At 60.2% G+C, this 20,528-nt stretch carries 16 protein-coding genes; 3 read left to right on the top strand and 13 right to left on the bottom strand.

Going from position 1 to position 20,528, the window contains the following annotated elements; translation table 11 throughout:
* Positions 1–18: 18 nt before the first annotated feature.
* The 10 genes from HQN82_RS22590 to HQN82_RS22545 all read right to left on the bottom strand — a co-directional run bounded on the left by HQN82_RS22590 (position 19) and on the right by HQN82_RS22545 (position 12,442).
* Positions 19–891: an ABC transporter permease gene (locus tag HQN82_RS22590; protein ID WP_022563880.1), complete on the bottom strand. Its 873-nt coding sequence runs from the start codon at positions 889–891 to the stop codon at positions 19–21.
* A gap of 12 nt (positions 892–903) precedes the next feature.
* The gene (locus HQN82_RS22585) at positions 904–1,851 is read right to left on the bottom strand and encodes an ABC transporter permease (protein WP_006700442.1); all 948 of its coding nucleotides are present in this window, start codon (positions 1,849–1,851) and stop codon (positions 904–906) included.
* 67 nt (positions 1,852–1,918) lie between these two features.
* Positions 1,919–3,427, bottom strand: a complete 1,509-nt coding sequence (locus tag HQN82_RS22580; RefSeq protein WP_077987581.1) for an ABC transporter substrate-binding protein — start codon at positions 3,425–3,427, stop codon at positions 1,919–1,921.
* A gap of 78 nt (positions 3,428–3,505) precedes the next feature.
* On the bottom strand, positions 3,506–4,267 hold the full coding sequence (locus HQN82_RS22575; protein ID WP_173615963.1) for a FadR/GntR family transcriptional regulator: 762 nt from the start codon (positions 4,265–4,267) through the stop codon (positions 3,506–3,508).
* Between the two features lie 146 nt (positions 4,268–4,413).
* The gene (locus HQN82_RS22570) at positions 4,414–5,301 is read right to left on the bottom strand and encodes an aldose 1-epimerase (protein ID WP_077987580.1); all 888 of its coding nucleotides are present in this window, start codon (positions 5,299–5,301) and stop codon (positions 4,414–4,416) included.
* Entirely contained in the window at positions 5,288–6,475 is a 1,188-nt protein-coding gene (locus tag HQN82_RS22565; protein WP_022563876.1) for a galactarate dehydratase, read from the bottom strand. Before HQN82_RS22565 ends, HQN82_RS22570 begins: the two co-directional genes overlap by 14 nt.
* A 42-nt stretch (positions 6,476–6,517) precedes the next feature.
* The gene (locus tag HQN82_RS22560) at positions 6,518–8,242 is read right to left on the bottom strand and encodes an ABC transporter ATP-binding protein (RefSeq protein WP_162749715.1); all 1,725 of its coding nucleotides are present in this window, start codon (positions 8,240–8,242) and stop codon (positions 6,518–6,520) included.
* An 8-nt stretch (positions 8,243–8,250) separates the two neighbouring features.
* A complete protein-coding gene (locus HQN82_RS22555; RefSeq protein WP_072493744.1) occupies positions 8,251–9,375 on the bottom strand; it encodes an ABC transporter permease in 1,125 nt (374 codons plus the stop codon).
* A 9-nt stretch (positions 9,376–9,384) separates the two neighbouring features.
* Positions 9,385–10,371: an ABC transporter permease gene (locus HQN82_RS22550; RefSeq protein ID WP_003521681.1), complete on the bottom strand. Its 987-nt coding sequence runs from the start codon at positions 10,369–10,371 to the stop codon at positions 9,385–9,387.
* Positions 10,372–10,492: 121 nt separating this feature from the next.
* Positions 10,493–12,442 (bottom strand): ABC transporter substrate-binding protein, encoded by a 1,950-nt coding sequence (locus HQN82_RS22545; protein WP_077987600.1) that lies wholly within the window; start codon positions 12,440–12,442, stop codon positions 10,493–10,495.
* A 301-nt stretch (positions 12,443–12,743) separates the two neighbouring features.
* Here HQN82_RS22545 and HQN82_RS22540 point away from each other — a divergent pair, with 301 nt between their 5' ends.
* From HQN82_RS22540 to HQN82_RS22530, 3 genes are read left to right on the top strand one after another with little or no spacing between them, the layout of a single operon-like run.
* On the top strand, positions 12,744–13,463 hold the full coding sequence (locus HQN82_RS22540) for a FadR/GntR family transcriptional regulator (protein WP_003521683.1): 720 nt from the start codon (positions 12,744–12,746) through the stop codon (positions 13,461–13,463).
* A gap of 58 nt (positions 13,464–13,521) precedes the next feature.
* Positions 13,522–14,403, top strand: a complete 882-nt coding sequence (locus HQN82_RS22535) for an SMP-30/gluconolactonase/LRE family protein (RefSeq protein ID WP_072493745.1) — start codon at positions 13,522–13,524, stop codon at positions 14,401–14,403.
* A 31-nt stretch (positions 14,404–14,434) separates the two neighbouring features.
* The gene (locus tag HQN82_RS22530; protein WP_077987579.1) at positions 14,435–15,331 is read left to right on the top strand and encodes a dihydrodipicolinate synthase family protein; all 897 of its coding nucleotides are present in this window, start codon (positions 14,435–14,437) and stop codon (positions 15,329–15,331) included.
* Positions 15,332–15,466: 135 nt separating this feature from the next.
* Here HQN82_RS22530 and HQN82_RS22525 read toward each other — a convergent pair whose 3' ends face one another.
* The 3 genes from HQN82_RS22525 to fdhF all read right to left on the bottom strand — a co-directional run bounded on the left by HQN82_RS22525 (position 15,467) and on the right by fdhF (position 20,524).
* Positions 15,467–17,119 carry an OFA family MFS transporter gene (locus HQN82_RS22525; protein ID WP_173615962.1) on the bottom strand — a complete coding sequence of 551 codons (1,653 nt, stop codon included), beginning with the start codon at positions 17,117–17,119 and terminating at the stop codon, positions 15,467–15,469.
* 115 nt (positions 17,120–17,234) lie between these two features.
* Entirely contained in the window at positions 17,235–17,579 is a 345-nt protein-coding gene (locus HQN82_RS22520; RefSeq protein WP_077987577.1) for a formate dehydrogenase subunit delta, read from the bottom strand.
* Between the two features lie 62 nt (positions 17,580–17,641).
* Positions 17,642–20,524 (bottom strand): formate dehydrogenase subunit alpha, encoded by a 2,883-nt coding sequence (gene fdhF, locus HQN82_RS22515; protein ID WP_077987576.1) that lies wholly within the window; start codon positions 20,522–20,524, stop codon positions 17,642–17,644.
* Positions 20,525–20,528: the final 4 nt, after the last annotated feature.

The raw sequence follows: 20,528 nt of genomic DNA, 5'->3' as shown, positions 1-20,528 counted from the left end.
GATATTCCTTGTAAAAAATCATGCTTCGCGCGGATCGAGCGCATCGCGCAGACCATCGCCCAGAAGATTGAAACCGATGACGACGAGGAAGATGGCGATGCCGGGCCACATCGTCATCCATGGCGCCTGGCTCAAGAAGTTCTTGGCGATGTTGAGCATCGAACCCCAGGAAGGCGCCGGCGCCTGCTGGCCAAGCCCTAGGAAGGAAAGGCTCGCCTCCGCGATGATGGCGGTCGCCACCGTCAGCGTCGCCTGCACGATGATGGGGGCAAAGACATTCGGCAGGATGTAGCGGGTCATGATGTCGATGTGATTGAGGCCGATAGACCTTGCACCCTCGACATAATCCTCCATCTTGACGGCCAGCACCTGCCCGCGCGTCAGCCGCACGAAGATCGGCATGGCGGAAAGGCCGATGGCGATCATCGCATTGGTAAGGCTCGGGCCGAGGAAGGCGGCAAGCGCAATCGCCATGATCAGGAACGGCATCGCCAGCAGCGCTTCGGTAATCCGGGAGATCACCATATCCACCCAGCCACCGAAATAGCCGGAGATCAACCCGAAGGGGACGCCGATCATCACGGCGATCATGACGGAGACGACGCCGGCCATCAGCGACGCGCGAGCGCCATAAATCATGCGCGAGAGAATATCGCGGCCGAGATCATCCGTGCCGAGCCAGTGGGCAGCCGACGGCGCCTTGCGGATGGCCGACCAGCTGGTCGCGACGGGGTCGGCAATCGGCAATATCGGCGCGGCAATCGCCAGCACGGCGAAAAACACGACGATGATCAAGCCGGCGAGCGCCGACTTGTTGCGCTTCATCTTTTTCCAGGCGCGGCTTTCCTGCCGTGTCGCCGGTATCGAAAGGCTTTGATCCAGAACGGTCATGATATGAGGGCCTTAGATTGTCGCCCTGAGGCGGGGGTTGAGCAGGACATAGGCAATGTCGGCCAGGAGGTTCATGAGGATGAAGCCGACGGCGGTGCAGAGCACGATGCCCTGCACGACGGCATAGTCACGCGTGAAGACCGCATCGACCGTCATCTTGCCGAAACCGGGAATGGTGAAAATCTGCTCCGTCAGAACCGCACCGGCCAGCAGTTCGCCGAAGAGCAGCGCCAAGAGCGTGATAACGGGCAGAAGCGCGTTGCGGAAACTGTGAGACAGGATGATTTCGCGCGGGGAAAGCCCCTTGGCGCGGGCGGTGCGGATGTAATCGGAGCTCAACACCGCCACCATCGCCGAACGTGTATGGCGCATCAGCGTCGCCGCCAGTGCATTGCCCAGCACGAAGGCGGGCATGATCATGGTTTCGATAGAGCGGACAGGGTCTACGAAGATCGATTCATAACCCGATGCCGGTAGCCAGCCGAGTTTCACCGATACCAGCAGAATGAGCATGATGCCGAGCCAGAAATTCGGGATGGACAGGCCGGAAAGCGCCACGATATTGGCCGTGTAGTCAATCCACGTATTCTTCTTGACGGCGGCCAGAATGCCGATGGGAATGCCGATGATCATCGCAAAGAACATCGCCATGACAGCCAGCTGAATGGTCACCGGCAGCTTCTGGCCAATCAGTTCCAGAACCGGCTGGTTCGTGCGTAGCGAAATGCCGAAATCGCCGGTTACCACGCCGCCCAGCCAGTTGACGTATTGGAGTGGAACCGGGTCGTTAAGACGGTATTTCTCTCGCAGGAATTCGATCGTGGCGGGGTCGCGCTCCTCGCCAGCCATCGCCAGGATGGGATCGCCTGGTAGAAGTTTCTGCAGGGAGAAAACGAAGATGGAAATGATCAGAAGCGTCGGGATCGCGACCAGCAGTCGCTTGCCGATATAAACAGGCATGGCATTGCCCCCGTTTTGGTCCGGTCTTGGCGGCCGCACGGCAAGCCGTGCGGCCTATGCGAAGGGATCAGTCCTTGGAAACGCCGAGAAGGCGGATCATGCCGTCAGGCGAAGGCGCCCAGTCCTTGACCTTTTTGGAGATGGCATAGGCATAAGGCTGGTGGCCGAGATAGATGATCGGCATGTCATCGTTGAGGATGACGCTTGCAGCATCGTATTTTTCCTTGCGCACCGCGTCGTCGGTCGAAGCGCGGGCATCGTTCAGCAGCTTGTCCACTTCAGGATTGCAATATTTCACATCGTTGATGCCGCCCTTGCAGGTGACGAACTGGTGCAGGTTGCCATCGGGATCGATACGTCCCGACCAGTCGGAGCGGCTGAGCTGATAATTGCCGGCGGTCTGTTCGGAAAGAAGCGTCGCGAATTCCGTGGCCTTCAGGGTGACATTGAAGCCGGCCTCCGCCACCATGGACTGGATGACCTGCATCATCTGCGTCTGCGTTGTGTTGTTGGCGTGCTGAAGCTCGACGTCCAGCGTCTCATAACCCGCCTCCTTCATCAACTGCTTGGCCTTGTCGATATCACGCGGCGGAACCGGCAGGTTCTGGTTGAACCAGGGGCTTGTGGGCGGATATGCCTGATTGCCGGCCTTGGAGGTGCCTTCAAAAACAATCTGGCCGATCGCTTCGCGATCGATCGCGTGGGAAAAGGCCTGACGCAGGCGCTTGTCCTTGCCGAGCGGATTGTCAGCACGTGCCCCATTGTTGATGTTGACATACATGGCCATGTAGCCCGGTCCGATGACATCGGCATAGTTCAATTTGGGGTCACTCTTGACGGATTCCGCATCGGAAGCCGAAATGCGCTCGGCGATATCGAGATCGCCGGCACGAAGATTCGCAAGCTTCACCGTGGTGTCGGGGATCGGCAGGTAGACGACCTTGTCAACGAGGATTTTGTCTTTGTCCCAATAGTCAGCAAATTTTTCGAGTACGATGCGATCCTGCTGGATGCGCTCGACAAATTTGAACGGTCCGGCGCAGACTGGCTTGGAACCGAAATTCGCGCCCAGTTCCTTCGCCGCTTTCGGTGCGACGATCATGCCGGCGCGGTCGGAAAGCTGTGCCAGCAGGGTAACGTCGGGCGTCTTCAAGGTGAATTTGACTTCCAGCGGTGCCGTCGCCTCGACCTTCTCGACGGAGGACAGCTCGCTCTTGCGGCGGGATTCCGGCAGCGTCATGTTGCGCTCGATGGTGGCGACGACAGCCGCCGCATCAAGCGTTTCACCGTCGTGAAACTTGACGCCATCACGGATTTTCATGGTCAGAACCTTGCCGCCTTCGGACCAGGCCCATTCGGTGGCAAGCTGCGGCACGATCTTCATGTCCTGCGAGATATCAACCAGCTTGTCGCACATGGCGGTGTAAACGATGCGGCCGACAAAGGTGCGCGATTGCGCGGGGTCGAGCACATCGGCATCGTCATTGAGGCCGATGCGCAATTCGGACGATAGCGCTGGCGAGGCCAGAAATACGCTTGCCAACAGCGCCGCAGTCAATGTCTGGATTTTCTTCATGTTCGTTCCTCTGGTCAGGTTATTTTGACTTTTTGTCATTGGCCGCCCCGTGAGGGGCGGCAGTTTTCATCCGTGGCCTCAAGAGGCCTCAGTCATAGAACTAACAGCTTCGGCCGCATCGCCCTTCCCGACGCCTTCCTCCAGAAAACCGAGAGACGTGGCGCGGATCAGCCTTTCCTGATGCATGAGAAGATGCTGACGCATGGCTTCACCGGCTCTGGCGGGATCACGGTCGGCGATGGCGTCGACAATGGCCATATGCTGTTCGAAAGACGCCCTGCCGTTTGCGCCGCTGCGCCGGGCAAGCTCCCGTATCGACTGCCAGGCATCATCCTGACGCACGCGGTTGATGACATCGAAGATGGACAGGAAAAGTTTGTTGCCAGCGCTCTGGGCAATCTGGCGATGAAGCGAGCCATCCCATAATTCCTTGGCGTCGGCATCCGTGCTCTGACCGGTCTTTTCGACAAGGGCGCGCATACGCTCCACCTCGTCCGGCTTGGCGCGCATGGCCGCGAGCTGCGCCAGCTGCGGCTCGATGCGTAGGCGCACTTCCATGATTTCCATGAAATCCGTCCCGGCGACCAGTTCCGTGACCTGGGCGGACCAATCATCCGGTTTTTCACCCACAAAGGTTCCGGCCCCCTGCCGCCGCCATATGAGGCCTTCGGCTTCCAGAACCTCAAGGGCGCGACGAACCGCACGACGGCCGACATTGAAGGTTTCCGCGAAGGCCCGCTCCGTGGGCAGGCGACGGTCTTTCGCAAGATCCTGCGTCTGAACGTACTCCCGCAACTTCGCAAGCGCGTAGTTGGAGTTGTCGTTGGGGCTCACCGTCACGTCGCACCATTTACCGAACCAATCTTACATTGGTTCATTTGGTGAGAAATTTTCGCCGTCGTCAAGCTTATTTTTAAGCGGCAATAACTGACGCTCAAAATATGGGCATGTGGCGTTTTTAAAGGTGAACGGTGGGAGATTGGGCGCTATAGACGCACCCACCCCTCCTGAAGATCGATGGAGAGCCTGATGCGCCCCGACAGGCGCTCGCCGGGGCCAACCGTCATCAGACCCTGCCCTTCTCGCTGCGCCTGGGGCAGGCCAAGCGCTCCGGCGGCCATGGAAACGGGTTCAAGACAGAGATAACGTTCCATGCGGTGTACGGCGAGATGGCCGAAAACCGCATCGGCTTCGAGCCGTAGTGAAAACCTGTCGAAGTCGACCTGCGCGCTTGACCAATCGGTGAAATGCAATGTGTATCCCGTTGCAGCGGGAATGGCGGGTTTCGGGCGAGGTGCCGGCGGCTGGCCGGTTGGCACGTTCTGCGCGTCCAGCGGATATTGCAGTTTGGCGTCCGTCCGCGCATCGCAACCGAGCCCGGCCGCCAGATAGGGATGCCAGCCCAGCGACACCGGCGCAGGCACATTAGCGCGATTTGTTATCGACAATTCCACGGTCATGCTGTCGTCTTCCAGCAGGAAAGACTGCTCGGCGCGGAAGGAAAACGGCCACTCTCCGTCAGCCTCGTAGTCCAGTGCCAATGCGACCCGATCCGAAGACAGGTCCGAAATCTCCCACGGCCGGCGGTGAGCCGGGCCATGCATGGCGTCAGGCGCAAGCGCCGGATGCGGCAGCAGGTCATGCCGGATACCCGTATGGACGAAGGACCCGCGATAGAGCCGGTTGTGATAGGGAAACAGCGGGTATGCGCCGGCCCTCGGCCAGTTGAACGGATCGAAATCCTGCTCCGTTGTCGGCACCAGAATATCGCCGTAGTCCCCGTGCCACAGATGGGTCATCCTGCCACCCCAGGCCGGGCGCAGGCGGGCAGAGAGCCGCCCGCAGGCAATCGTAACCGTTTCAGGCGAAGGCATAGGAGCCGTCAGGCCGTTTCGGCACCCGTCTTTGCCAATGAACATAGCCATCTTCCTGCATGGCTTTTTCATCCATCTCGACACCCCAGCCTGGGCGGTCGGGCCTCAGCTCCAGATATCCGTCCTTCGGCAGATAGGGGTCGACGACATAGCGGGTTTCGTCCTCGCGTTTTTCGAGATCGGTGCCGCCATAGACGTAGCATTGCCCTTTCGGCAGCCGGTATTCGAGAATCCGGAAATTCTGCTGGGCAGCGGAAAAATGCACGTTGACGGCGGTGGCGAGCGGTCCCATCGGGTTATGCGGCGCGATGCTGACGAAATGGGCTTCCGCGAGCGTGGCGATGCGGCGCATCTCCGAAATGCCGCCGACGACGCAGATATCGGGCTGGATGATATCCGCACCCTTTACCTGAAGAAGACGCAGGAACTCATTGCGATTATACAGGCTTTCACCCGTTGCCAGCGTGCAGTTCAGCCCCTGTTTCAGGTCTCCCCACATCTCGATGTTTTCCGGGCGCAAAGGCTCTTCGAAGAACAGCGGATCGTAAGGGGCAAGCGCATTGCCAAGCTGGCGGGCGGCCGCTGGCTCGAAAATCTTGGCATGGGCGTCAAAGGCGATGTCGTAGTCGGGCCGCACCGTTTCGCGAAGCGAACGGAAATACTCGGCGGAACTGCGCACCACCTCGCCCCAGCGATGGGCGTGGATATCGAGGCGCCACGGGCTGAGCTTGAAGGCCGTGAAGCCCCAATCCTCGTTGAGACGGTCGAATTCCTCCTTTGCCGCCGGCGCATCCGGAGCGGTGTAGACACCGGCATAGACCTTGATACGGTCGCGCACTTCGCCGCCCAGCAGCTTGTAGACCGGCACGCCCGCCGCCTTGGCCGCGAGGTCCCAGAGGCAATGATCGAGCGCCGAGATCGCCGACAGACCGAGCGCTCCAGGCGGAAAGCGGTTCTGCTGGAGCAGGAGATTATAGAGATACTCCACCCGTGTCGGATCCTGACCGGCGAGGAATCCGTAGAGGTAATCCAGTACCGGCGGCAGGGCGAGATCGGGGCCGTGATTGTAACATTCACCCCAGCCGGTCAAACCGTCATCGGTATCGAGAGCGACGATGACACGGGGGCGGTCCTTGTCGCGGGTGACGAATACCCGCATGCGATCGATTTTCATGCTTCAGTCTTCCTCATGAATTGCAGCGTGCGAGGCCCGGCATCATCGCGCGACGGCCCCGTTCTTGACTTCGGATGGTTCGACGTAGCGGAATCTGCGGGTACGGTCCCGGTCGCGTGGGTCCGGGCGCGGAATGGCGGAAAGAAGCGCCTGCGTATAGGGATGATCCGGCGCGTTGCAGACCTTTTCGGCGTCTCCCACTTCCACCAGCTTGCCGCGATACATCACGCCTACGCGGTCGCACATATAGCGGATGACGCCGATATCATGACTGATGAAGATATAGGCGAGCCCCAGCTCGTCCTGCAGCCGCATCAAAAGATCCAGCACCTGGAACCGCACCGAAACATCGAGCGCCGAAGTCGCCTCATCCGCCACGATGATACGCGGCTTCAGGGTTATGGCGCGGGCGATGCCGATGCGCTGGCGCTGGCCGCCGGAAAAGGCGTGCGGGTAACGCTCACGTCCGGCCGGATCGAGACCCACCTGCTCCATCAGGGCGCAGACACGCTCATCCAACTCCCTGCCCCTGGCAATGCCGTTGACCAGCAACGGCTCGCCGATGACCTGTGCCACGGTCATGCGCGGATTGAGCGAGCCGAACGGGTCCTGGAAAACCATGCGCAGCTCACGCCGTGCGGCTTTCAGCTCGGGACCTTCTATCCTGGCCAGATCGACCACGCTGCCATCTGCCCGGCGATAGAGCATCGCGCCGCCGGTCGGATCGTAAAGGCGCATGATGGAGCGGCCCATCGTGGTCTTGCCGGAACCGCTTTCGCCGACGATGCCGAGCGTCTCGCCCGGCAATAGCTTGATCGACACGCCATCCAGCGCCTTCATCTCGCCGAAATGCATGGAAAGGTCATTCACTTCGAGCACCGGCGCGGCCGTGAGATCGAGCGGAGGTCGCGCGAGCCGGATTTCAGCCTTCTGCTCCAGCTTCAGCACGGAGCCGATCAACATGCGGGTATAGGGGTCCTGCGGATTGTGGAATATCTCATCCACGGTTCCATATTCCTTGGCGACCCCATGGTGCATGACCAGCACGTCGTCGGCAATCTGCGCCACCACACCCATATCGTGGGTGATGAACAGCACCGCCATGCCATGCGCCTTTTGCAGCCGCGATATCAGGTCGAGGATTTCGGCCTGTGTCGTCACATCGAGCGCCGTCGTCGGTTCGTCGGCGATCAGAAGCTGCGGTTTGCAGGCCAGCGCCATGGCGATCATCGCACGCTGGCGCATGCCGCCCGAATATTGGAAGGCGTAGCGATCCAGCGCCTTTTCGGGGTTGGGGATTTCCACCTGCCGCAACAGTTCGATGGCCTCGGCGCGCGCCTCAGCCTTGCTCATCTTGAGGTGCAGCCGCAGGACCTCGGTGATCTGGTCACCAACGGTATGCACGGGTGAAAGCGACGACATCGGCTCCTGAAAGATCATCGCGATATCAGCGCCGCGCACCGAGCGGATGGCACGGCTGCGCGGATCGAGCTTTGCCAGATCCAGAGAGGTGCCGTCGGCGCGGTTGAGGATGATCGACCCGGACGCAATGCGACCGGGACTGTCGATGATCTGCAGGATGGAGCGGGCGGTGACGGATTTGCCGGATCCGCTTTCGCCAACGACGCAGAGCGTCTTGCCGGGATCGATTGAGAAAGACAGATCGTTGACGGCCCGGAAAACGCCGTTTCTGACCGGAAATTCAGTGACCAGATTTCGGACTTCAAGCAGCGGTTTGGCTGGCTTCATGGAAAGAATGTCGCTCATCCGGGGCCTCACTTGTTATAGGGGTCGGCTGCGTCGCGCAGGCCGTCGCCGAGCAGATTGAGAGCCATGACGGCAATAACGACAGCCACACCGGGCAGGAACAGCCAGGGTGCGGTTGCAATCGAGCGGATATTCTGCGCCTCGCGAAGCAAAACGCCCCAGGAAATCGTCGGCGGCTGCAGACCGAGACCGAGGAAGGACAGCGATGTTTCCGCAAGGATCATCGCCGGAACCGCAAGCGTGACCGAAGCGATGATATGGCTCGAAAAGCTCGGCAGCATATGGCGGAAGATGATGCGCCCTTCCGGCACGCCATCCAACCGGGCCGCGGCCACGAACTCTTCGGTCCTGAGCGACAGGAACCGGCCGCGCACGACACGGGCGAGCTGCGCCCAACCGGTCAGGGACAGGATGATGGTGATCATCATATATTGCAGCGTGGCAGGCCAGCCCTGCGGCAGGGCGGCGGCCAGCGCCAGCCAGATGGGAATGGTGGGGAGCGACAGCACGAAGTCGATTACGCGCTGCATGACGAAATCGATGCGGCCGCCGTAATAACCGGATATGCCACCGAGAACGACGCCGAGCAGCAGCGAGAAGAACACGCCGACAAGACCGATCGACAGGGAGATCTGCGCGCCCTGCACAACGCGACTGAAGACATCGCGGCCGAGACGATCCGCGCCGAAGAGGAAGAGCGGCCGCGTTTTATCGGTGGACGCCAGCAGATGGAGGTCCGTGGTGAACAGGCCGAACACGGAATACTCGTAACCGCGACCGAAAAGCTGAACCGGAATTTTCTTCGCCGTATCCTCGACGAAGACCGCCGCAAGCGTCTCCGGATTGCGGGTCAGCTTCAGCGGATAATAGTGCAGCCCGAGCGAGAAACCCTCGGTCGTATCGATGAAGTGGACGCGCTGCGGCGGATGGAAGGTGGCGCGGGCATTCTGCAGCACCGGATCGTTGATGGCGAAGAAGCCAGGCACCAGCGCGACGATATACATGGCGATGGTGATGAACAGGGCGGCCATGGCCAGCTTGTGGCGTTTGAACGCCCACCAGATGAGCTGCCACTGCGAAGCGACGGCGGCGCGGTCCTGCCGGGCATTGGTGGTCATGGTGATATCGCTCATGGCGCCCTCCTATTCGAGCCGGATGCGCGGATCGACCAGCGCAAGCAGGATGTCGCTGATCAGCGAACCGATCAGCGTCAGCGCGCAGATCAGCAGCACGAAAGCGCCGGCGAGATACATGTCCTGCGCCATCAGCGACTGCAAAAGCAGCGGCGCGGCCGTCGGCAGATTGAGCACGATGGCGACGACCACCGAGCCCGAAATGAGATTGGGCAGCAGCCATGCGATGGTGGAGATGAACGGATTGAGCGCAATTCTGAGCGGATATTTCGTCAGCAGCTTGAACTCGGACAATCCCTTCGCCCGCGCCGTGGTTACATAGGGCTTGGGCAATTCATCCAGCATATTGGCGCGCATGACGCGGATGAGGCTTGCGGTGGAAGACACGGCAAGGATGGCGACCGGCAGCCAGATATGAGCCATCAGGTCCATCATCTTGGCGATGCTCCACGAGGCGGTCTCATATTCCGCGGAAAACAGCCCGCCGACATCGGCCCCGAACTCTACCGCCGCGACATACATCAGCACCAGCGCCAGCAGGAACGAGGGTATGGAAAGGCCGAAAAAAGAAAAGGCAGTGAAGAGATAGTCTCCTATCGAATATTTGCGCACGGCGGAGAAGACGCCGATGGGAAGCGCGATGGCCCAGGTTGCAAGAAGGCTTGCGATGGCCAGAACCAGCGTCAGCGCCATGCGCTCCCAGATGAGGCCTGAAACCGGCTGCTGCCATTCGAACGAAATGCCGAAATCGCCGCGGCTGACGATGCCCCATATCCATTTCAGATATTGCACGATCATCGGGTCATCGAGGCCGAAACGTTCGCGCAGCTGCGCCGCCGTATTGTGGTCGATGACCTCGTTGGAGGCGGCCAGTGTGGCGATATAGGTCGTCACATAGTCGCCGGGCGGCAGCTGGATCAGGACAAAGGCAAGGAAACTGACGGCAAACAGGGACGGTATCATCCACAGCAGGCGTTTTACGATGAAAAGCAGCATGTCGTTCTCGCAATCACATTGTGCCGCACGCACCGCCTTCCACTCAAGAGACGGGCTGTGGGTGGTCGAAACAACCTGAGAGGCGTCGCCGCGTTGCGGCAGCGACGCCCATGTGGCGTTATCAGCTTGTGAAGGTGAACTGTTGCGGCAGCGCCGGGCCGGGATTGGGCCAGGTCCAGCTGTCGGGTTCCGTTTCCGGCACGTTGCGCAGATTGTTGCGGATGATGCCGAAACCGCCCACCGCAAGGCAGAGGCCGATCGTTTCGAACTCTTCCGCCGCAATGTCGAAGATCTGCTTCATCTTCTCGCCGCGCTTGGCAAGGTCGGCCGTGGAGCGCGCCTCATCGAAAAGCTTGAAGCGCTTTTTCTGGCTTTCTGGCGGCTCCTCGCCCTTCTGGCCGTTGGATGTATACCAGAGCGCCCACGGAATGGCGTAACGCGACCCCTGAGGGTGGAAGGCGAAGAAATCGCGCGGGTCGAGCATCGGATCGAGACCGCCGGGACCGGGCCAGACGGCGGCATCATGGGCGTTGTCATCGCCGCGTGTATAATAGAGCGCGCGTTCGATGGTATTGACCTTGATGTCGACGCCGATCTGCGCCCATTGCGCCTTCACCAGCTCCAACGCATCGACCAGATCGGGATAGAGCGTCGGGATAACATCGATGGAGAAGAAGATCGGCTGACCATCGGGACGAAGCCGAATGCCGTTGCCGTTCTTCTTGTCGTAACCGGCCTTGTCGAGAAGCTCGTTCGCCTTGTCGGCGTCATATTCGGTGAATTGCCGCGCGAGCTTTTCATTGTACCAGGGATGTGTCGGGCGTGGCCCGGCCTGATACCCTTCGCTTTGGCCGAAATAAACGATGTCGATGATTTCCTGCCGGTTGAGCGCAATGGACAATGCCTGACGGAAAGACTTGTCTGCAAACATCTTGCGCATTGCCGGGTCTTTGTGGGTGATGTTCAGGTAAATCTGGCACTGCTGCGCGGCAGACGGCACCAAAGTCAGCAGGCGGTAGTCACCCTTTTTCATGTTCTGCGACAGGGTCGGCTTGTTGGCGAGAACGCTGATATGGCGCTCTTGAATGTCGATCTTGCCGGAAATGACGTTCAGCATCAGCGATTCGACATCCTGCGAAATGCCGAAATTGATTTCGTCGATATAGGGTAACTGGTTACCTTCGGTATCGACCTGCCAGAAGTATGGGTTGCGGGTCATGACCACCCGTGTCGCACCGCCGGAGTAAGGCTCCTTCACCACCCATGGATCAAGCGTCGGCTTGTCGACATTCGACCAGCGGGAGGGAATTTCGATATCCCCGCATTTGGCGCGGAACAGTTCGGTCCAGCTGGAGACGCCCGCCGCCTTCACATCAGCATCGAGCGCCATGTTGTATTTCGGCAGGAACTTGCTGCAATAGTGTTTGGGAAACAGCGTCGGATGCTGGCCGAGCGGCGTGGCGAGGTTTTCGAGATAAAGCGCATTCGGCGCGGCGAATTTGAACTTTACCGTGAAATCGTTGACTTTTTCGACATCGACCGCCTTGCCGGCCACGGAGAGCTGCGCCGGCGTGGCGCTGTAAAGCTCCTTGTTCTTGATGCAGTCCTCGATGGCGAACACCACGTCATCGGCGGTGAAGGGGTGGCCGTCCGACCATTTTGCGCCCTCCAGCAAATGGAAGGTGAATTGCGAGGCATCGTCGTTGACCTCCCATTTCACCGCAAGGTTCGGCAGAACCTCGGTGAAATCCATGTTCCAGCGAACAAGGCCCTGATTGCCGACCATGCGCAGGATGCCGTTATGGTCCGACGAACCGCGCAGGCCACGGCGCAATGTGCCGCCATAGGTACCGATTTTCTCGTGCGGCGTCACCACCATCGGATTTTTCGGCAAGCGTTCGGCCAAGGGCGGCAATTTGCCGTCCTTTACCAGCGCCTCCAGTTCCGGCGCCTGCTTGCCGGCAGCAGCCCGCGCCGAGGCTCCCATGACGGAAAGTGCGGCCACGCCGCCAACACCCGCCATAAAGGTTCGGCGCGTTACGCCCAGTGAAAATGCTTCGCCATCGCGCATCGACAATCCTCCCAAAAAATCACCGGCAGCGAGACGGCTTTCACCGAACCGCGACGGCCCTCCCGGCCAGCCAGCAAGCCGATCCTCCATCGGCAGGGGCAGACCATATGGGCGTTTTCAGATGATTACAAGTATTGACAGATTTTTACATCTTTTTTATCTGTAGGCCGGCTTTCAGGATCAGGCTTGAAGAAAAAATCGGCAGGACAGCCCCCTCGCGCATCAAAACTCCGGTATTTCTGTTGCGATTAAAATGCAGGAAACCCATTAACTTCAGCGATTTGCAACGAAAGGGCTGCTGATGGACAATCACACTGCATCTGCCGCCGCTCGAGGCGAAACTCGGCTGAGCGACATCATCTACGAAAAAATCGTCGGCATGATTTCGGACGGGCGGTTTCCTGTGAACGAGCGGCTGCCATCGGAACAGAATCTGGCGTCGCTGTTCGGTGCATCGCGGCCGGTCGTGCGGGAGGCGCTGGAGCGGCTTCGGAACGACGAGCTTATCGTTTCGCAAAAGGGATCCGGCTCCTATGTACGCCAGCAGCCGGATTCTTCCGTGTTGCAACAGGTGCCGGTCGGCTCGCTGGCCGACGTGCAGCGTTTTTTTGAGTTCAGGGCCGGATTGGAGGCTTCCGCGGCTGAGCTTGCGGCGCGCAACTGGCAGGCCGCTGACAGGGTGCGGATCGAGCAGGCGATTGCCGCGCTGGAACAATGTCTCGAGCGCAACGATCTCGGTGCTGAGGAAGATTTCGCCCTGCACGAAGCCATCGCGAAGGCGAGCCACAACCAGTTCCACATCACGGTGCGGATCTGGTTCAAGCCGCATTTCGCAATCGGCCAGTCGGTGACACGCAGCCTCAGCCTCAAGCGGACGCCGCAGCATGTGCGCGAAGTCCAGAACGAGCACACGGCAATCGTGGAAGCGATTTTTGCGCGACGGGAGCAGGCTGCGCATGACGCGATGAAAGACCACATATTGAAGGCGCGCGCCCGCATGTTTCAGGGCGTTGGCAGTTAGGCCGCATCCTGCACTGTCGAAAATAGAATCATAATGGGCGGATGAGAGAGAGGAACCAGTGAGCCAGCCGCATATCATAGAACCGAAGCTCCGTTCCTTGATCGATACCCCGTTGAAGGTCGGCGAATCGCCTGCCTGGGACGAGCGAACCGGCGATCTCTGGTTCGTCGATATTCTCGCGCCCGCCATTTTCCGCCTGCATCCCGGCGGAAAACTCGACAGATACGACATGCCCGCCCAGGTCGGCTGTCTCGGCCTTTGCGACAATGGCTTGATAGTGGCAGGCCTCAGGACCGGCGTGCATCTTCTTAATCCCGCGAGCGGCAAGCTCGATCTTCTGTGCGATCCGGACGGCGGGCGGCCCGACAGCCGCCTGAACGACGGAAAAGTCGGCCCGGACGGCCATTTCTGGGTGGGGACCCGCGATGAGGCCGCGATACAGACGGGCAATGCACGCCTCTATCGCGTTGCCCCGGATGGTGGCATCGAACGCATCATCGATGGCGACATGTTCACTTCGAACGGACTTGCCTGGAGCCCGGACGGCAGACGCATGTACCATTCCGACAGCAGCGGCCTCATGCTTCAGGCGTTCGATTTCGACGCTGCGACCGGCAGGATCGGCCCGGCCGAACGTCTGCACGATTTCGCGCCGGATGAAGGCAGGCCGGACGGTGCGGCGACCGATTGCGAAGGCTGTTACTGGAGCGCCGGCGTTCAGGCGGGACGTCTCAACCGCTTTTCACCGGACGGCGAATTGTTCGAGGTCTACAGGCTGCCGTTCAAGGGGCCGACCATGCCCTGTTTCGGCGGTCCCGACCTCAAGACGATCTACCTTACAAGTCTCGTCACCGAGACGGACGGAATAACCACAGCAGGTACGGTTGTTGCATTCGATGCCCCGGTCGCCGGCACGCCCGTTCACAAATTCTCCATCTGAAGATGACTTTTGATCTTAAGGAACACAGTTGATGACGACATTCGATTTTCGCCAGGCCCTGAAGGGCATCTCCGGCGTTCCGGTAACGGCTTACGATGCAAGCGGCGAAGTGGAGACCGGTGTTACTGCCGAGGTTTACGCACGCGTTGCAACGGCTGGAATCCATAATATCGTCGCGGCAGGCAATACCGGCGAATTCTACGCCTTGACGCCTGCAGAAATTCTGAAGGTCTATGAGGCCGCGATAGAAGGTGTCGGCGGGAAAGCCCCGGTCACGGCGGCTATTGGACGCTCTCAGCGCGAAGCGCTCTCCTTGGCGCGTCAGGCAAAAGAAATGGGCGCATCCGCCGTCATGTCGCATCAGCCAGTCGATCCTTTCGCGGCCCCGCAATCGCAAATCGACTACTTTACCGGCCTCGCTGAAGGCAGCGAACTGCCGCTGGTCGCTTATGTCCGGGCGGACGGCTTTTCGGTCGATGACATGGTACGGCTTGCGAGCCACCCGAATGTCGCCGGCATCAAGTTCGCGACGACCGACATCATGCTTCTGTCCCGCGCGATTGCCGCTTCCGATCCGGACGGCGCTCTATATGTCTGCGGACTGGCTGAAAGCTGGGCGGCTGCCTTCGCGGCGGTTGGTGCGCGCGGCTTCACCTCCGGCCTCGTTAACGTGGCGCCGCAATTTTCGCTGCAGGTTCATGAGGCACTGACCTCAGGCGATTTTACGGCTGCACGGAAGATTGTTAAAAAGATCGAATTGTTCGAGCGGCTGCGCACACAATATCGCAACGGCGCCAATGTGACCGTTGTGAAGGAAGCCATGGACATACTCGGGTTCAAAGTTGGCCCGGTGCGCGCACCGGGACTGGCGCGTCTGGATAAAGAGGACCGTGCGACCCTTGAGGGACTGCTTGCCAGCTGGTCTTGATGGCGCCGCACCGTCCAGCTGCGAATTACGCAAATAACGGGGCGCGGTTCATCTGACGTGATCCGAACCGCGCCGCCTCGCCTTGCTCGATCATGTGCCGGCCAAGAGCCGGCACATGAGTTTTTGGCGGAACGCCTAGCCGAATAGCGCCAGACTGCTTTTTACCGTGACCCACACGCCCCAGAGAAGCGGAATACCAACCGCAGCCCAGGCAAGAGCGGCCTTGGCGTCCAGTCCACCGCGACCGATCCCGAAGGAGCCTGTCGGCCCGGCATTCGCGGCCGCGGTCTTCGCCTGAAGCGCCGCCACCTCCGAATCCGACATGAACCACTTGTCCGAGAGCGGCCGCACGAAGGCGTTGGCCACGAGGCCGATCGCCAGCATGCCTGCCAGAATATACATGGTGCTTGTGTAGAGTGCGGGTCCGGGTGCCACGCCCGCCGCGATCTGCGCCTCGCGGATGTAATTGACGACCACGGGACCGGCGATGCCGGCAGTCGCCCATGCCGTCAGGAGACGGCCGTGGATTGCGCCGACGAACTGCGTGCCGAAGATGTCCGCAAGATAGGCCGGGATGGTGGCGAAACCGCCGCCATACATGGACAGGATGATACCGAAGGCGAGAACGAAAAGCGCCTTGTTGCCCATCATCGCGAGCGTCGGCGCCAGCGCGTAAAGAATGATGCCGAGAATGAAGAAGCAGAAATAAGTGTTCTTGCGGCCGATCTTGTCTGACATGGAGGCCCAGAAAAAGCGGCCGCCAATGTTAAAGAGCGAAAGAAGGCCGGTGAAGCCGGCAGCAATCGCCGCAATCTGCGCCTTCTGGCCGGCATCGAGATCAGCAAAACCGACACCGGGAAGGCCGATCAGAGAACCCGCAAAAATTTCCTGCAGCATCGGAGAGGCCATGCCGATGACACCGATGCCGGCCGAAACATTCAGGCAGAGCACCGCCCAGATCAGCCAGAACTGTTTCGTCTTATGCGCGTCGCGCAGATGGACGTGTCGCGTGGTGATCATCGCGCTTTTGGCCGCCGGTGCCGTCCATCCTTCCGGGCGCCAGCCTGCAGGCGGAATGCGATATCCGAAGGCGCCGGCCATCATGAAGACGAAGTATATCAACGCCATTACGACGAAGGTCTGCCAGACGCCGACAGAGGTTTCAGTCTTGAAGGTATTCATCAGCAGGTTAGCGAGTGGCGCGCCGATCATCGCGCCACCGCCGAAACCCATGATGGCCATGCCCGTGGCCATGCCTCGACGATCCGGGAACCATTTGATCAGGGTGGACACCGGCGAGATGTAGCCAAGGCCAAGCCCGACGCCACCGATGACACCCGCTCCCAGCCACATCAGCCAGAGTTGATGGGTCATGACGCCAACGGCCGCCACCAGAATGCCGCCGCACCAGCAGCAAGCGGAAACGAAGCCCGCCTTGCGCGGTCCCACCCGTTCCAGCCAGCCGCCCCAGATAGCCGCCGAGCAGCCGAGAAGCACGAAGAAAAGCGTATAGATCCATCCAAGATCAGCCACACGCCAGTTGCATTCGGTGGTAAACAGTGCGGCGACCAGCGTGAGGCTGGAGCAGCTCGGATCCGTCGCTGGCAACGCTTTCGACAGCGGCAGCCAAAATACGCTAAAGCCATAGGCCATGCCTATGCACAAATGAATGGCAAGCGCTGCCGGCGGCACCAGCCAGCGATTGAAACCCGGTCTTGCGATTATTCGTTCGCGGTCCAAAAACCCGGCTTGCGCCGCCTCTCCCGCCGTTGCGCCTGCTACTGCCATTGACACTACCTCCCTCGTGAATGTCTGGACATTTTTCATTCGCCCCGCCAGGCGAATAGCGATGCCGCCGAACGTCCTCCCATGCGGCGGCAAGCTTCATTCATTTCCGCACGCGTCAGACGCGCGTTGTTTCGGGCACGCTCGGTTCCGAAAGGGATTCTCCCGCAATCGGTCCCTTGCCGCCCGGTGCGCCCTTTGCGTCTTCGCCGAGCCCTACGGCATCGGCCGCTGGCGCGTCTGGCCTTCTGATCTCTCTGGATGCGGCAATCACGAGTGGCAGAAAATCACCGAGACCGGCGTCCACCATCTCAAAGAAGCGCCGCCGCATGCGCGGTTCCCAGAACTTGTTGATATGGGTGGCAACACCATCGATACGGATATCTTCCGGCTGCGACAGAAAAAACGTCGCAATCTGGTTCGCCATCCTCACCAGTTTTTCGTCCGTGTGATTGAGTAACATGATCTACTCCCCGCGCCAGTTCACGTCCCATGATGAAAAGGCCGGGACAAGCCCGGCCCCGATTATTCCGCAGCTTCCAGCTTGCCGGCGATGCGGCGGGACTGACGCGAAAGCGCATCATATTCTTCCTGCCATTCCGTCGGCCCGTTGGAGGGAGAGACCTGAACCGCCGTCACCTTGTATTCCGGGCAGTTGGTCGCCCAGTCGGAAAAGTCTGTCGTGATGACGTTCGCCTGCGTGCCGGGATGGTGGAAGGTCGTATAGACCACGCCCGGCGCCACACGATCCGTAATCAGCGCTCGCAGCGTCGTATCGCCCGAGCGGCTCGCAAGCTTGATCCAGTCGCCATCCTTGACGCCGCGCTGTTCGGCGTCATGGGGATGGATTTCCAGACGATCCTCCTCGTGCCAGACGACGTTTTCGGTGCGCCGTGTCTGCGCCCCGACATTGTATTGCGACAGGATGCGGCCGGTGGTGAGCAGCAGCGGGAAACGCGGACCGGTGCGCTCATCCGTCGCCACATATTCCGTGCGGATGAACTTGCCCTTGCCGCGCACGAAGCCGTCGACATGCATGATCGGCGAACCCTCTGGGAACTTCTCATTACAGGGCCACTGCACCGAGCCCTTCTCTTCGAGATAGGCGTAGGAAACGCTGGCAAAGCTCGGCGTTGTCGCCGCGATTTCATCCATGATCTCTGAAGGATGGGTGTAGTTCCACGAAAGACCCATGGCCTGCGCCAGCTTCTGGGTTACCTCCCAGTCGGCATAACCGTTCTTCGGCGACATGACCTTGCGCACGCGGTTGATGCGGCGCTCGGCATTGGTAAAGGTGCCGTCCTTTTCGAGGAAGGTGGAACCCGGCAGGAACACATGCGCGTAATTCGCCGTCTCGTTCAGGAAGAGATCGTGCACCACGACACATTCCATGGCGGCAAGGCCGGCGGAAACGTGCTTGGTATCGGGGTCCGACTGGAGAATGTCCTCGCCCTGAATATAGATGCCCTTGAAACTGCCATCAACGGCAGCGTCGAGCATGTTGGGAATGCGAAGCCCCGGTTCGTTGTTAAGCTTCACGCCCCAGAGTTTCTCGAACACATCGCGTGTCGCATCATCGGAGATATGGCGATAGCCAGGCAGTTCGTGCGGGAAAGACCCCATATCGCAGGATCCCTGCACATTGTTCTGACCGCGCAGCGGATTGACGCCCACCCCGGGACGGCCGATGTTGCCGGTCGCCATGGCAAGATTGGCAATCGCCATGACGGTCGTTGAACCCTGGCTGTGTTCTGTGACACCCAGACCATAATAGATCGCGCCATTGCCGCCCTTGGCATAAAGCCGGGCCGCGCCGCGCAAGTCTTCCGCGGGAACACCGGTGAAACGCTCCGTCTCTTCCGGGCTGTGGCGCGGCTCGGCAACGAAGGCGGCCCAATCCTCGAACTCCGACCAGTCGCAACGCTCGCGAATGAAGGCCTCATTGAACAAACCTTCCGTGACGATCACATGGGCAAGCGCCGTCAGCACCGCAACGTTGGTTCCCGGCAGCAGCGGCAGGTGGAAAGCGGCCTCCACATGTGGCGTGCGGACAAGATCGATACGGCGCGGATCGATGACGATCAGCTTTGCGCCCTGACGTAGCCGCTTCTTCAGCCGCGAACCGAAAACGGGATGGCCGTCGGTCGGATTGGCGCCGATGACAAGCACGACATCGGAATGCTCCACGCTGTCGAAATTCTGCGTGCCGGCAGATGTGCCGAAGGCCTGGCCAAGACCATAACCCGTGGGCGAATGGCAGACGCGGGCGCAGGTATCAACGTTATTGTTGCCGAAACCGGCGCGAATGAGTTTCTGGACGAGGAATGTTTCCTCATTCGTGCAGCGGGACGAGGTGATGCCGCCAATGGACTCTTTCCCATAGGTGCCCTGGATACGCCGGAACTCGGACGCAACGTGGGAGAAGGCTTCCTCCCAGGTGACTTCCCGCCACGGATCGCTGATCTTTTCGCGAATCATCGGGTTGAGGATACGATCTCTGTGGGTCGCATATCCGTAAGCGAAGCGGCCCTTGACGCAGGAATGGCCACGGTTTGCCTGTCCATCCTTCCACGGCACCATGCGCACCAGCTCTTCACCACGCATTTCCGCCTTGAAGGAGCAACCGACGCCGCAATAGGCGCAGGTGGTCACCATCGAATGTTCCGGCTGGCCAATCTCGATCACCGATTTTTCGGTGAGCGTCGCGGTCGGACAGGCCTGCACGCAGGCGCCGCAGGACACGCAGTCGGAATCGAGGAATGCCTCGTGCGCGCCGGGCGATACCCTGCTTTCAAAACCGCGGCCTTCGATCGTGAGCGCGAAGGTGCCCTGCACTTCCTCGCAGGCGCGCACGCAACGGGAACAGACGATGCATTTGGACGGATCATAGGTGAAATAGGGATTGCTTTCGTCCTTCGGCATCCAGCGGGCATTAAGATCGCCCTCCCCGGTGCGGGCCTTGACGTGATTGTCGCCCTCGTAACCATAACGCACATCGCGAAGGCCCACCGCGCCCGCCATATCCTGCAACTCGCAATCGCCATTGGCGGCGCAGGTCAAGCAGTCGAGCGGGTGATCGGAGATGTAAAGCTCCATCACGCCCTTGCGGATCTGCTTCAGCCGCTCTGTCTGCGTATGCACGACGAGACCGGCGGCAACAGGCGTGGTGCAGGAGGCAGGGGTGCCATTGCGGCCCTCCACCTCAATCAGACAGAGCCGACACGAGCCAAAGGCATCCACCATGTCGGTGGCACAGAGCTTCGGCACATCGATGCCCGCTTCGCGCGAGGCGCGCATGATCGAGGTTCCAGCGGGAACAGTCACCTGGCGACCGTCGATCGTAAGCGTTACCATGTCCGTAGCGTTGGACTTGGGGGTGCCGTAGTCGAATTCAGTTACAAGGGCCATGGTC

It is taken from the genome of Agrobacterium pusense (assembly GCF_013285525.1).
In the GTDB taxonomy this organism is placed as follows: Bacteria; Pseudomonadota; Alphaproteobacteria; order Rhizobiales; family Rhizobiaceae; genus Agrobacterium; species Agrobacterium pusense.
Note: the sequence above shows the minus strand (reverse complement) of the source record. Positions and strands in the feature narration are given on the sequence as shown.